Origin of the sequence: Novosphingobium beihaiense (assembly GCF_022832375.1) — a bacterium.
In the GTDB taxonomy this organism is placed as follows: Bacteria; Pseudomonadota; Alphaproteobacteria; order Sphingomonadales; family Sphingomonadaceae; genus Novosphingobium; species Novosphingobium beihaiensis.
In genome coordinates, this window is the sequence record NZ_JALHLG010000001.1 from 191629 (window position 1) to 204073 (window position 12445).

Annotated in this window: 15 protein-coding genes and 1 tRNA gene; 4 read left to right on the plus strand and 12 right to left on the minus strand. The window is 58.2% G+C overall.

Translation table 11 applies throughout. The features are described 5' to 3' along the window. The first annotated feature begins 50 nt into the window (after window positions 1-50). On the plus strand, window positions 51-1973 hold the full coding sequence (locus MTR66_RS00980; protein ID WP_243917123.1) for an asparagine synthetase B family protein: 1923 nt from the start codon (window positions 51-53) through the stop codon (window positions 1971-1973). A gap of 158 nt (window positions 1974-2131) precedes the next feature. Here MTR66_RS00980 and MTR66_RS00985 read toward each other — a convergent pair whose 3' ends face one another. The 4 genes from MTR66_RS00985 to MTR66_RS01000 form a co-directional block, all read right to left on the minus strand. Further along, window positions 2132-2287: a hypothetical protein gene (locus MTR66_RS00985; protein WP_243917124.1), complete on the minus strand. Its 156-nt coding sequence runs from the start codon at window positions 2285-2287 to the stop codon at window positions 2132-2134. A 114-nt stretch (window positions 2288-2401) separates the two neighbouring features. Further along, the gene (locus tag MTR66_RS00990; RefSeq protein WP_243917125.1) at window positions 2402-2968 is read right to left on the minus strand and encodes a phage tail protein; all 567 of its coding nucleotides are present in this window, start codon (window positions 2966-2968) and stop codon (window positions 2402-2404) included. Between the two features lie 30 nt (window positions 2969-2998). Beyond that, complete coding sequence (locus MTR66_RS00995) at window positions 2999-3517, minus strand: phage tail protein (RefSeq protein ID WP_243917127.1); 519 nt, start codon at window positions 3515-3517, stop codon at window positions 2999-3001. Between the two features lie 53 nt (window positions 3518-3570). Continuing rightward, the gene (locus tag MTR66_RS01000; protein WP_243917128.1) at window positions 3571-4104 is read right to left on the minus strand and encodes a phage tail protein; all 534 of its coding nucleotides are present in this window, start codon (window positions 4102-4104) and stop codon (window positions 3571-3573) included. A gap of 556 nt (window positions 4105-4660) precedes the next feature. Here MTR66_RS01000 and MTR66_RS01005 point away from each other — a divergent pair. Together MTR66_RS01005 and MTR66_RS01010 are read left to right on the plus strand one after the other, a co-directional pair. Further along, on the plus strand, window positions 4661-5200 hold the full coding sequence (locus tag MTR66_RS01005; protein WP_243917130.1) for a GNAT family N-acetyltransferase: 540 nt from the start codon (window positions 4661-4663) through the stop codon (window positions 5198-5200). A gap of 34 nt (window positions 5201-5234) precedes the next feature. Further along, the gene (locus MTR66_RS01010) at window positions 5235-5585 is read left to right on the plus strand and encodes a DUF6916 family protein (RefSeq protein WP_243917132.1); all 351 of its coding nucleotides are present in this window, start codon (window positions 5235-5237) and stop codon (window positions 5583-5585) included. A 3-nt stretch (window positions 5586-5588) separates the two neighbouring features. Here MTR66_RS01010 and MTR66_RS01015 read toward each other — a convergent pair whose 3' ends face one another. The 8 genes from MTR66_RS01015 to MTR66_RS01050 all read right to left on the minus strand — a co-directional run bounded on the left by MTR66_RS01015 (window position 5589) and on the right by MTR66_RS01050 (window position 11549). Continuing rightward, window positions 5589-6527: a hypothetical protein gene (locus MTR66_RS01015; protein ID WP_243917134.1), complete on the minus strand. Its 939-nt coding sequence runs from the start codon at window positions 6525-6527 to the stop codon at window positions 5589-5591. 69 nt (window positions 6528-6596) lie between these two features. After that, window positions 6597-7274 carry a sulfotransferase family protein gene (locus MTR66_RS01020; RefSeq protein WP_243917136.1) on the minus strand — a complete coding sequence of 226 codons (678 nt, stop codon included), beginning with the start codon at window positions 7272-7274 and terminating at the stop codon, window positions 6597-6599. Next, on the minus strand, window positions 7271-8107 hold the full coding sequence (locus MTR66_RS01025; RefSeq protein WP_243917138.1) for a 2OG-Fe(II) oxygenase: 837 nt from the start codon (window positions 8105-8107) through the stop codon (window positions 7271-7273). Before MTR66_RS01025 ends, MTR66_RS01020 begins: the two co-directional genes overlap by 4 nt. Then, window positions 8100-8918 (minus strand): polyamine aminopropyltransferase, encoded by an 819-nt coding sequence (locus MTR66_RS01030; RefSeq protein WP_243917141.1) that lies wholly within the window; start codon window positions 8916-8918, stop codon window positions 8100-8102. The genes MTR66_RS01025 and MTR66_RS01030 overlap by 8 nt, the downstream gene beginning before the upstream one ends. A gap of 296 nt (window positions 8919-9214) precedes the next feature. Then, window positions 9215-9290 (minus strand) — tRNA-Lys (locus tag MTR66_RS01035). 38 nt (window positions 9291-9328) lie between these two features. Beyond that, on the minus strand, window positions 9329-9838 hold the full coding sequence (gene folK / locus MTR66_RS01040) for a 2-amino-4-hydroxy-6-hydroxymethyldihydropteridine diphosphokinase (protein ID WP_243917143.1): 510 nt from the start codon (window positions 9836-9838) through the stop codon (window positions 9329-9331). 6 nt (window positions 9839-9844) lie between these two features. After that, window positions 9845-10708 carry an N-carbamoylputrescine amidase gene (gene aguB / locus MTR66_RS01045; protein ID WP_243917145.1) on the minus strand — a complete coding sequence of 288 codons (864 nt, stop codon included), beginning with the start codon at window positions 10706-10708 and terminating at the stop codon, window positions 9845-9847. A gap of 13 nt (window positions 10709-10721) precedes the next feature. Further along, complete coding sequence (locus MTR66_RS01050; protein ID WP_327194462.1) at window positions 10722-11549, minus strand: class I SAM-dependent methyltransferase; 828 nt, start codon at window positions 11547-11549, stop codon at window positions 10722-10724. Window positions 11550-11748: 199 nt separating this feature from the next. Here MTR66_RS01050 and msrA point away from each other — a divergent pair, with 199 nt between their 5' ends. Continuing rightward, window positions 11749-12276 carry a peptide-methionine (S)-S-oxide reductase MsrA gene (gene msrA / locus MTR66_RS01055; RefSeq protein ID WP_243917148.1) on the plus strand — a complete coding sequence of 176 codons (528 nt, stop codon included), beginning with the start codon at window positions 11749-11751 and terminating at the stop codon, window positions 12274-12276. Window positions 12277-12445: the final 169 nt, after the last annotated feature.

The following is a 12445-nucleotide window of genomic DNA, read 5'->3' on the forward strand; positions in this document are numbered from 1 at the left end:
CAACATGCATCACCTGAAACGGATGCGATAAATTCCCGGAGCCTTACTTCGTGACTGCCCTTGCCACCTGCCTGTCCTGGTCGAGCGAGGTTTCCGCCCGCAACTACGTGGAGCGGATGCTGAGGGCCCAATCCATGTTCGGGCCGGACAATACAGCCCTTGATGGCAGCAGCGAGATCGCATTGGGCCGCAACCTGATGCGAATGCTGCCCGAGGACGTGCTCGACCGCCAGCCCGTGGACTTCGCCGGCGGCCGATACCAGCTCGTTGCCGATATTCGGCTGGATAATCGCGATGAACTACATAGCGAACTGGCGCTTTCCGCCCAGCAGGCGCGCCTGCTTTGCGACGCGGCCCTGCTGGCTGCCGCCTTTGAACACTGGGGAATAGAGGACACCCTGCCCAGACTGGCCGGCCTGTTCGCGATTGCTGTCTGGGACCGGAAAGACAAAACCCTGACGCTCGTTCGGGACCCGTCAAGCTACAGGCCTCTCTACTATTTCCAACACCCCCGGTTCATTGCGGCAAGCAGCATGCTCAAGGGATTGCTTGCCCTTGCCGATGTGCCGAGAGAATTGAACGAGACCTGGCTTGCCGAATATATCTCGCTGCTGCCGCATAAAGGCCCCGTCACTTTCTTCCGGCATATCTCTCGCGTCGCCCCCGGGCGCATGGTGCGCCTGTCGCGAGACAAGGCGCAAACCGTTCACTGGTGCGACTTATCCAGCATCCCCGAACAACGCTTCGGCTCATTCGACGAAACGCTGGAAGCGCTCGATGATCTGATGCAAACCGTCATTCGAGCCCAGACCCGCAGTATCGGCGGCATCGGCAGTCATTTGAGCGGCGGCCTCGATAGCGGCGTCGTAACGGCACTATCGGCAAAAGTCTTAGCGGAGAAAGGGAAAACGCTAAGTGCCTACACTGCAGCGCCGCGCGCGCCCGAAGAGCTTCCGCCATCGCTTCGCCAACTCGCAGATGAAAGCCCTCAGGCCCGTCAGGTTGCCGCGCTTTTCCCCAATATCGAACACCGGATCATCTTCAACGATGCGAACCCCATGACCGACGTTACCGCCCGGTACATCGGCATCATGGATGAAATACCGCTAAATCCCGCCAACCTTGTGTGGATGGACGCAATTCAGCGCGACGCCCACAAGAAAGGCATTTCGACGATCCTCAACGGCATCCGTGGAAACTTCACCTTCAGCGCCGGCTTTGAATTGACCGCGCCGGAATTTCGCCATCGCCGGTCCCGGCTGTCCTATCTGCATCGCGTGGCGTCCCTCGCCCAAGCCGGAGAAGTCACGCCACGCCGGGCCATGGCCTATGTTCTGCACGACGTCCTGCCGCCCGCACTGTTCCATGCTGTCCAGTCCCGGCTTTCCCGGGCACCGGAAGTGCCAAGCGGCGTTACACTTCTCAAAAGCGATGTTGTTTCAAACCTGGATCTTACCGACCGCGTGAACCGGCGGTATCGAATGCACGGGTTTGATGGAGAAATGGCAGGACACGGGCGCGCGTTTCTGCTGCAGCAGAGAGATCACGGCAGCTTGATGAAAGCAAGCCAGGCGCTGAACCGGATTGATGAGCGTGACGTCTGCAGCGACCTCAGAATCGTCAAGTTCTGCCTGTCGGTTCCGATCGACCTGTTTTCCCATGGCCACGACCGGGCCTTTGCCAAGGCGCTGTATCAACGCCACCTTTCCGCAGACCGTCTTGCCGTTTTCGTAAAAGGCCGGCAAGCAGCGGATTCACATAGAATGTTCTTCTCCGAAAGGGAGAAGATCCTGTCTGAGATTGCACGTGCCACCGCCAAGAGTTCTCTTTTCCAAAAAGTGGTACCGGAGCAACTCGTCAATTCTCAGCCGGAAACCCAAGCCGTGGATTTCCCTTTCTCACAGCAGGTGCGCGTCTCAAGGCTTCTGGGCACCAGCCTGTTCATCAACCACATAACTGGTCGAAACAGCTGATCAAAATGGCGGCCATCTATTCATAACACAAAAACGCCCCCGGTTTCTCAGGAGCGCTTTTGTCTGGAAACTTCCACTACGGCCATAAGCTCATAGCCATATGCGGATGGGCCGCAGCCCTATCCTGCAAGATAGCTCTTCCACCCAAACAACACAGGTCAAGTCGATGTAATAGCATCGCTACTTCCGCTAAATGCAGACATCGTAACAAAAGCTACATCGATTTCCTGCACCTCGGGATGCTTCCACGACTTGCGAGCCTTGTCCTCTTCAACTCGGGAGGACACACCCTCTTGCGCTTTAACTTCTTTCATGTCTCAGCCCTCCGTACCGTACACATCCATCGTATAATGGACTCACTATAATCAATAATAGTCTACATCCGCCATGTAGCCAATTAATTTTTTCAAACCGGACCGTCACCCCGCTCAAGACCGTGAGGGGAAAACCCCCATAACAGCCATGTAAAATCTAAGCCCAAGAAAAGGCTGCATGTTCGCGTGCCCTATACTCTGCCCGTAAATGGAGATGGCCTCATCGGAAAATCTCGTGTCTAGCGCAGGTGTGCCGGGGGGATTTTGCTCCAAATACATCGGAATGGTGGGCTGCGCAGGATCATCGATAGCTTTTGCGAGTCCCATCGTATAGTTGATCTGCTGGTCGATATTCGAATTCGGTTCGCCAACCACTGTCCAGGTATGGTTATGAGGCGGCATTTGCGTATAGTGCAGAGACACTGAATTTAGCCCGCCGAATTCACCGATATCTTGACGAAGCCGACCCGGGGCCTCCCCCCAACAAGTCGGCACACGCCCCGTCAGTTTTGGGACCCCCATAGTGGTTTGACCATTACCACCGAAATTAATGCCGATCACCGCGTAAAGCGCCTGGTACTGCGTAATTGGCAGAAATTGCCCTTCACAAGCAACGTAACCTTCCGGCGTAAAAGTATAGGGAAGGATGTCGATTTCACCAAAGAACGGATCAACGCTCATGCTTTCCACTCCTCAAAATCACACGCCTGATCAATTCCGCATGGGATACACCCCCAGCATGCAGATAATAAAACTCACAGAAAGGAAGGGCATTCTATTTTCATGCGCATTCCCATCTCCGGTAGTAGATAAAGTTCCATCAGCCAAATTACCCACTACCGGCGCTCCTTCAACATCTTCATAGATATATTGCTTTGCGGGAACCGCATCCGCAAAAGTAGTCATTGTAGCCGAATTTTGCGAAACCATCACATGGTGAGAATGAAACGGAATCTGATCTTCCGTCAAAGTCACCGTATCTAAGCCACCGGACTGCCCAAGCACACGAGGCGTAAGGCCCGGACCGTTACCCTGCCCCATCGGCACCCGGCAGCGCATGTCGGGCAACGCAAAATTCGTCGTCCCATTGCCGCCATAGGCCGTTCCCAACAACGAAAACACGGCCTCATTGCCAGAAATGTTCAGAAGGGTTCCACTGCAAAAAGCCCAATGCACAGGCGCATAATCCCCTCCGAACATGCGAATTTCACCATAAAACGGATCAGACATCTCACCTCTCCCGAAATGAAACTTCCATCGAACCTCAAACTGCGCCGCAACCGTCAGTTTCGCGAGGGGAACACCCCCGTCAGAGCGATCGTAAAGTTGATTACCAGGAAAGGCTGGACATTGGTGTGAGGCTGACCTCCGCCAAAGCTACTAACCTCCCCCTGCCCGATAGGCGTCAGGTTCTCTGCCGGCCCATAAGCAAGAGGCCTCGTTCCCGTTGTGGGATTTACTCCGACGTTTGCGAAGACACGATCAACACCGTAGGAAAAATCGCCGTCCTCATCCGCACCACGCAGGAAATGCCTATGCGCCGGCGCCGTTGCCTGCGTTAGCGGCACCGTCTCGTAGCCCCCGAAGACTCCTTGCTGGTAAACGTAGTTACCATCCGGACCGGCCGGAACCCGCCCCCTCATATCGGGCAATTTAAAGGTGCCCCCCCCAGCATTACCGCCAAACACGTCACCGATAAGAGCATAGAGCGCCGGATACTGGGACGCCGTCAGTTCCGCCCCATTGCAAAGCGCGGTATTTTTCGGCGCCCAGCCGAAGCCCATCAACTGAATCTCGCCAACAAAGGGTGTAGTCATGCTCCCCTCCTTATTAAGATTGCCGCTCAGACGTCACACTTCATCAGGATAAATGCAAGTCAAACCCTAACGACTCCTTGCAAATTACGTCCAAAGGACAATTTTGCAATTGCCTTTTTCAATTAAAATCTGCCGCACCCCGGAAATGTCATCGCCACCCACCGATGAAAATGACAAACTGCAGCAATTCAGACGATTCATAAGATTAAAACAAATTAATCATGAAATGATATATGAGACGGAAAATAGATTAAATAGCACATTTTTCCCGCCCCCTTGAAAATGAGGCACAACACATCCATCATCCCGGCTCTTCATCGGACCGCAGATGTTACAATATTGTAACATCTGCGGTCCGATGAAGGTAAAGCGCTCCACGGAGAGAGGTTGTTGAGATACGTCAATCATCCTTCCGCGACGTGCTCATGCGGCCGCCAAAACCGCAAGACCATGTCCGCAAGGCCCACCTCCGCCACCGACTTGCGACACTCCGTAGTTACCCGACCCGGAAACGGCCGGGCGCTCAAAACATGCCAGATGAAAGGTTACAGGTTTCATGCTTGGAATTGCCGACCTGCCGAACGGTGTCCGACTGCGCGCGGCGACAACCGCCGATGCCCAATTGGAACGGAGCATTCATGATGCCAATCGACAGGACCTCACTCTGATCGATGGTGAGACCGAGTTCGTCCGGAGCGTGATGGATTTTCAGTACAGGGCCAAAAACGACGGTCATGCTTCGGCCTATCCCAACGCCCACTACTACATGATCGAGAAGTCCGGGGATGTGGCAGGCAGGCTGATGATCGATTTCGGACACAACGAAGTCCATATCGTCGACATCACTGTTCTGCCCGCCTGGCATGGACAGGGGATCGGCACCACGGTCCTGCAGGCCATGCAAAAGGTTGCAGGCTCCATGGCGGTGCCTGTCACATTATCGGTCAAACATCACAATTACGGAGCCGTGAAGCTTTACCGGCAGCTCGGCTTCCTACCCGATCCGGATATCCCGCCGACCGCCAGCCACATGCTGCTGCGATGGGAACCAGCCAGGGAGCACATGGCGCCGCGTATCGTCATGCCGGGAGCTTAAACATCCGAAAATATCGAACAGGGAGACCATTGCCATGACTGATGGATCGCAAACACTTTCACCGGCAGAGGAAACCGTCGATCCCGGTTCCTTGACCCGCCAGGATTTCGAAGCCTGGATCGACCAAGACTTTATTATCCCCACCGACCAGATGGATCCGCTGGCGCTGACACTCAGGGCCGTGGTCGAATCCCCTTACAACAAGGGACGCCCTCGCGCCCAGGGCGGAGAAGGATACTACCTGGAACTGTCCGGCCCGGCGGACCGTTACTTCATTCAGGACACAGCGCCCATCCGCCTTCCGGACGGGCGTGTCTGCCCACTATTCATCACCAACAACGGCCCGAGGGACGGGCAGATGCACTATCAGATCATCTTTAACTGATTGTCAGGCAAACGCATTTTCGAGCAGAGAAACGACATCTTCCATCTGCTCGAAATCGCGCTTGCGGCGCAACTCATGGACGGGAACATTCCCGGCAATCGACGTCGAAGAGCGAAAACTCACCTGATCACGTCCCAGAAAACGGGCATATTCCGGACGGAAAACGTTCTGTATCATCTTCGCAATGGCCTGACCGCCCTTGACGGGGACAAGCCCCGGCCTGTCACACGAAGCATCCGCCTCAAGCAGCACGACAGCCTTTAGCGGCAACACGTCCCGCGAGGATGGCAGCATGAGATGATATTTGTTCCATCGCACCGTATTCCGGCTCTCCTCGGTCAAAGGCTTACCCAGAGCATCCATGCTCTCGCCCCAAAGCCTCAGCCGGGCAAAGGATGGACGGACCAGAGCCCTCCCTGCATCCTCTGCCAGATCGATGACGCACACGTCATCAGTAATCACCTGATATCCCCGTTCGCTGAGGAAAGCCGCCAGCGTCGACTTGCCGGCCCCCGAGGCACCTGAGAACGCGACGACTCCATCGCCGAAACGCACGGCACTTGCATGCAGGGGAAACAGACCCTGCATGTGGAAAAAGCCCCCCATGACCGATGCCAGCAAGACTGATCGGACATCCCGCTCCACGAACGGCTCCCACGACTGGATTGTTACTTTTCCGGGCGCTTGCAGCAAATACCGGGCGATCTGAGCCGACTTTATCAGCAGCAGATCAGAGCCCGATGTCTCAAACCGCGGATAAACGTGATCGGCATTTTCCAGCCGCTCGGGAACCGGTCCGAAACGAATGTCCAGATCGACATCGGAAGGAACATCGCCTGCCTCAAGCACAGGGAGTTCGGGGAGCGGGATTTGCGATCGGACGGAAAACCCGCATAAACGGTAGTACTGGCTATCGTGCTTTGTCATGACTTGATTTTTCATAGTTCGAACGGATGATATCGTCCCGGCAAATCGGCCCCGAACATCTGGCCAGCCGGTTGACCGCACGCCTCACGCTCCGGCATCCATATCTTCACCCCGGCTGAGCTCACGAATGCGATAGTGAGCTAGCAATCCCGGGCATAGCTGAGCAACTTTTCCCTCGCTATCCTTATTCCGGTTTTCCCGCCGATACCGCCCGCTCATGCGATCTCCACGCGCAGCGCCGAAGGCAGCGTCCATCTCGGCGATCAAGCTGGGCTCCGCTTCCCAGAGGCTCCTCAGAAGCTCGTCGCAAGAGCGACGAAACCGGAAGTGCTCCTCCCTCACCGGCCAGCCGAGCGCCTCCATGGCGACCGACACGCACGGCTTGCGCGCGACCAGATCCTCGTAATGGATGATCGCGTCGAAACGGTCGGACTGGGCAAACAACTGCTCCAGAAGGCGGAATTTCTCTTCCATCAGACCGGAGTGATGCCGGTAGGGCTTTGTGCTCAGGCTGACATAGTTGTCCCGCGGATCGCGCAGGAACAGGACCACCCGGTCAGGCCGAAACCGCTCCACGTGTACTGCCAGAGGATAAGCCGTTGTAATGACAGCCTTCGCCACGAAGTCTTTTCGCGTCGTGACGCGAGGCGCGGCGAAATTATTAGGAATATCAACCAAGGCGATGCAACCGGGCCGTTGCGCAAGCACCTGGGTAAAGGTTGTCGCGCCGCTTGATTGCATGCCATGCACCAGCAACCTCATACCTGCGCGGCTTTCCGGCCAAGATCGTCATGCACTCGTGGCGGATACAGCCAGTCATGATCGAGCTCCGCCGTAATGAAGACATACCGGCGGAAATGCGGCGTCGGATATCGCATTCCGACGCCGTGCAGCGCGTCGATTCCCTGAGGAAACAGCACCAGCTGGTTGGCGCGATAGGGTATCCGCACAACCGCCTCCACATCATCGCCGGGCAGTTCGTAGGCCCCTATATTGCCGACGCCCCCCCGCTTCCAGCGGTAGAGCACCAGTTCCCCTCCCTCACTATCGTCCTCCGGCGCGCGCATATAGAAAAGTCCGGAAAAAATGCGACTGGCCTGATCGAGATGGGGGCCTCGCGAGGACGATGGAGCGCCATGTACCGGTGTGTTTATCTCGATCCGGGCATCCTGCATGATCTTGGACTGCGACGAGACGGCCAGATTGAGGCGTTCCACCGTATGCCCCGAGAATCGCCCCTCCAGTTCCGCCAGAATCGCCGTCGGCCAATACCCCCGGAACAACTCACCAACCCTCTCCAGAAAGGCTGGACCGCTGTGCTGCCGAACGAACGCCTTCCAGCAGTCCGCCAAATCAGGTGCTCTCAGAATCGAGTGCGCCAACATCGGATGCCGCCGATTACTCGGCAACTGGCCGCTACATTTCCCGGCGATGCGTTCAAAAGGCGGAAAAGCGGCGGCCAGCCGGGTGTAGTCCTTTGATGGCAGTGCATCGGGTATCACGATGTGCGGGAACGGATCCGTCCTGATGTCCGAGGCCCTTGCACGTGCGAGCACAGGCGGCATCGGCTCTTCCTCCTGCCCCTCTTCAGTCACGCAGATGCCTTGCCGCAGCCTTCGCAATCAGTTCAGGATACCGCAGCACCCCCGGCCCCAGCAGCGGCAGATCCAGTTCCGTCACGATGGAAGCGACAGTCGCCGCATCCAGAGGGCGGCCCTGAGCGCGGGCGCGGCGGGCGATCACCATTTCCTGTCCCCAGAAATAGACATGCTCTGCCCCGGTGTTCCCGCGCATCCGCCGGACCTCCTCGACCCGTTCATCGCCATTGAGGGGAAGCCAGATATCAGCCAACAGCGTGGTGACCGGCTCATCCGGAATCCATTCCAGAGCATCAGCTTGAACGATCTGCACTTTCGAGGCCGCATTGGGTGGCAGTTGCCCCACGACATCGAGTGCCTCATGACACGCGAGCACATCGGGATCACGTTCAACCACTGTCACACGCGTCACTTCAGGTCGCAGGGCGGCATTCACTGCGGCCCATCCCATGCCGATCCCCATAATGGCCGTATGCCCCCGCGCCAGACGGCAACCGATTTCCTGACTTTCTATTTCCATCGGCGTCATCGACATCCACGTATCGTACCCACGAATCAGCGCCGCCATGCCCAATACGAGCTGAGTGTCGCTCCAGTAACCGCAGCACAGCACGTTGGCGCCGCACCGCATTTCCCAATCACCCACCCGCATCGACTGATATCTGGGGATGAATAAATCGGTCGAGTAAACAGGTAGATCCGCTCCGTTCATGGCGCACCATTGTTCCTTCTTCTGCCGAATGGGAAGATGGCAAATTACATCGCAAATAAACAGAACAATGTGCGGAATTTTTCGCAGCAGCAGCACAAGAAAAAAATCAAAGCCGAAGACTTCGCTGATAGGAAACTACCACCAGTCGGCTATCTAGCGTCCGCAATAGCGCGGACAGCGGTCTTACCCAGCATCACCAAGCGAACTCTGGAAATGCAAGTGTAGCGCGACATCGGGGCTGGCCCAATTCTCGTGAAACTGCGAGGCTGGACAGTGCGCTACCACCCCTTCGATTTGGAAGCCTTCATCGAAGATGAAACGCGAAAACGAGCCTAGCTGGTCACCGAACGGCAGATTATGGGCTCGATTGGCTGCGCCCGTCATTGATTTTATGGTGAGCCCTGCTGGGTTCGAACCAGCGACCTACTGATTAAAAGTCAGTTGCTCTACCGACTGAGCTAAGGGCCCCCAAGCCGTTCGCGATGGCATCGCGACTGCGGAAGGGGTCACCTAAGGGGCCGACGGGGCTTGGTCAAGCGGGCTGATAGCTGCCGGACGCTCAATCTTGTTAACGGGTCGCGCCAATCGCCTGCGATCGTGGCCGCCGGGCCCAGCACGAAAGCGCGTTCGCGGAAGGCCGGGTGTGGGATAACGAGGCTGTCGCCGCCCTCTTCGCTTACCCACGGACCGCCGTTCCACAGCACGACATCAAGGTCCAGAACCCGGGCACCCCAGGCCTGTCCGGTCCGCCTGCGGCCGAATTTGCGCTCTATCTTCTGAAGCTTGCGCAGCACTTCGTCCGGCGCGCGCTTGCTGCGCAGCAGAACTGCGGCATTGGCATAGCGGCGGCGTGAAGGGCCAAGCGGCGGGGTCTCGATTGTCTTCGACACGGCCAACACCTCGGTCTTGCCGTGGTCCAGCGCCTTGATCGCCGCACCGATCACCGCGCGCGGCAGACCGTGGCGCGGGTGGCGCATGTTGGAGCCCAGCGCGATCAGGTAGCGGTGGCGGCCCATCGCGGTTCAGATATCCTGCGCGATACGCGTGTAGAGCTGCGGACGGCGGTCGCGGAAGAAGCCCATGCCCGCACGGTGCTTTGCGGCACGTGCAAGATCGATCTTGGCCACTAGCACACCGGTCTCTTCCCTGCCGAATTCGGCCAGGAAATCGCCCCATTCGCCGGTGATGAAGGAGTGACCGTAAAACGCCTGCTCGCTGCCGGTTTCGGATTCGGCTCCGATGCGGTTGGCGGCGATCACCGGCATGCAATTTGATACTGCATGGCCCTGCATCGCCCGGCGCCACATGCGGCTGGTGTCGAGATCCGCGTCGTAAGGCTCGGAGCCGATGGCCGTGGGGTAGAACAACAGTTCCGCCCCCATCAGCGCCATCACCCGCGCGCATTCGGGATACCATTGATCCCAGCAGATGCCGACGCCAATGCGGGTGCCGAACACGTCCCACACCTTGAACCCGTCATTGCCGGGCCGGAAGTAGTACTTTTCCTCATAGCCCGGCCCGTCGGGGATGTGGCTCTTGCGATAGGTGCCCATGATCTGCCCGTCCGGGCCGATCATCGCCAGCGTGTTGTAATAATGGTGCCCGTCCCGCTCGAAGAAACTGGTGGGAATCGCCACCTTCAGCTTTGCCGCGAGGGCCTGCATCGCCACGACCGAGGGGTGCTCCGCCACTGGCCGGGCCTGCGCGAAAAGCTCTTCCTCCTCGGTCTTGCAGAAATAGGGGCCGGAAAACAGCTCGGGCGGCAGTACGATCTGCGCGCCCTGCCCTGCCGCGTCCTCAACCAGAACGGACACGGCAGCGATATTTTCCGCCTCGTCGGCGGAACCCAGGGCGAGTTGCAAAGCTGCTACGGTAATTTCGGCCATGGGCGCGCCTTTATCAGGGGCGCTTGCGGAACAGAAGCGTCATCCGGTCGCTTTCGCCAATGGCAGCGTATTTCGCCTTGTCCTGATCCTTGCGCGCGAACGTGGGAGGCAGCGTCCACACGCCGCCTTCCCAGTCGGCACTGTCCTTGGGGTTGGCATTGATTTCCGATTTCGCCACGAGTTCGAAGCCGTTCACTTCCATGAACCGGATCACGTCCGCCTCCCGCAGATAGCCATGGTTGCCGTCTGCATAGGCATAGGCGGCGTCCGGGCTGGCACGGTGCTGGACGATGCCCAGCAGGCCATCGTCCTTGAGCAGCGCGCGCATGGCCTTGATTTCGCCGTCGGCCATGTTCCAGCGCAGCAGATTGTGCATCATGCGAAACACCAGGATGCGATCGAACGTGCCTTTTTCGGCATTGGGAACCGCCCCCAGAGTCATGCCGGAAAAGTTGCCTGCCGCCAGCCCGGTTCCGGCCGCCACGCGCCCGGGGAAAGCCTCGGCATCGGACTGCACTTTCTCTGCAGCGAACCGCCCCGGCGTGGGGCTGAAGAACAGACCCGCCAGATGCCCTTCCTTCGCCAGATAGGGGCCAAGCACCCGCGAATACCAGCCGCCGCCGGGGGCGTATTCGCCCACTTTCATGTCGGGGCGTACTCTCATGAACGCCAGCGTTTCGGCCGGGTGGCGGTAGGCGTCACGCGCACGGTCGTCCTTGCGGCCGGGATGGGCCAGCGCCAGTTCCAGCAGGGCATCGCACCCCTTGCAGAAATCGGCCTCCGCGGCTGTTCCCGTGTCGGTTTCCACTTCCGCGTTCGCGGTCGAAAGAGGGCCGGCCAACAGACCGGCAAAAGAGGATATGGCAAGCAAGGTCCGGCGCATGTGACTTCTCCCGATGCAGGCAGGGCAGAGACTATCCCGGCACCATTCAAACACAAGCCGGATCAGCCCGCTGTCCCTCCACCAGATGACAAGCAACAGCCGCGTTCCTATCTTCGCCTTCGTGAATGCCCCCCGAACGACAAGGACAGAACGGACAATGGAAACGGCAATCGTGGCAGGCGGATGCTTCTGGTGCACCGAAGCGGTGTTCCGCGACGTGATCGGCGTGAGCGAAGTGGAAAGCGGCTATATCGGCGGCACCGTGGAAAACCCCACCTACCAGCAAGTCTGCACCGGCGCGACCGGCCATGCCGAGGCGATCAAGGTGACATACGATCCGCACGCGATTTCCTATGCGGAGATTCTCGACGTGTTTCTGGGCACCCACGATCCGACGCAGCTCAACCGTCAGGGCAACGATGTGGGCACGCAATACCGCTCGGCGATCTTCCCGCTGGACGATACCCAGCGCGCCGAAGCCGAAGCGGCCATCGCCCGCTCCAACGAAGACAATGGCGGCAAAGTGGTAACCACGATCGAAGGCCCCGCCCCGTGGTATCCGGCCGAAGGCTATCATCAGGAATACTGGGAAGGCGAAGGCCAGCGCAATCCCTATTGCCTGGCGGTAATCCCGCCCAAGCTGATGAAGCTGCGCAAGAGCTTTCAGAACAAGATCAAGAGTTGAACCGCCCTTGAACGGCACGGGGCGGATTCACCCCGGTCCCGGACTGGAACAGCGCTCACGTTAACCTTTCGCAATGGATTGGCTGGCAGTAAGCGCGCGTCTCCCCCGTCCGTTATCGAGATGTTCCGCCCGTGCCCCGCTTTCACAAATTCGTTCTGCCGTTAGCCGC

Excerpts from the sequence above, each read along its gene's own strand:
- MTR66_RS00985 (WP_243917124.1), bottom strand. The coding sequence starts at position 2,287 with ATGAAAGAAGTTAAAGCGCAAGAGGGTGTGTCCTCCCGAGTTGAAGAG.
- MTR66_RS00990 (WP_243917125.1), bottom strand. The coding sequence starts at position 2,968 with ATGAGCGTTGATCCGTTCTTTGGTGAAATCGACATCCTTCCCTATACT.
- MTR66_RS00995 (WP_243917127.1), bottom strand. The coding sequence starts at position 3,517 with ATGTCTGATCCGTTTTATGGTGAAATTCGCATGTTCGGAGGGGATTAT.
- MTR66_RS01000 (WP_243917128.1), bottom strand. The coding sequence starts at position 4,104 with ATGACTACACCCTTTGTTGGCGAGATTCAGTTGATGGGCTTCGGCTGG.
- MTR66_RS01005 (WP_243917130.1), top strand. The coding sequence starts at position 4,661 with ATGCTTGGAATTGCCGACCTGCCGAACGGTGTCCGACTGCGCGCGGCG.
- MTR66_RS01010 (WP_243917132.1), top strand. The coding sequence starts at position 5,235 with ATGACTGATGGATCGCAAACACTTTCACCGGCAGAGGAAACCGTCGAT.
- MTR66_RS01015 (WP_243917134.1), bottom strand. The coding sequence starts at position 6,527 with ATGAAAAATCAAGTCATGACAAAGCACGATAGCCAGTACTACCGTTTA.
- MTR66_RS01020 (WP_243917136.1), bottom strand. The coding sequence starts at position 7,274 with ATGAGGTTGCTGGTGCATGGCATGCAATCAAGCGGCGCGACAACCTTT.
- folK (WP_243917143.1), bottom strand. The coding sequence starts at position 9,838 with ATGGGCCGCCACCGCTACCTGATCGCGCTGGGCTCCAACATGCGCCAC.
- aguB (WP_243917145.1), bottom strand. The coding sequence starts at position 10,708 with ATGGCCGAAATTACCGTAGCAGCTTTGCAACTCGCCCTGGGTTCCGCC.
- msrA (WP_243917148.1), top strand. The coding sequence starts at position 11,749 with ATGGAAACGGCAATCGTGGCAGGCGGATGCTTCTGGTGCACCGAAGCG.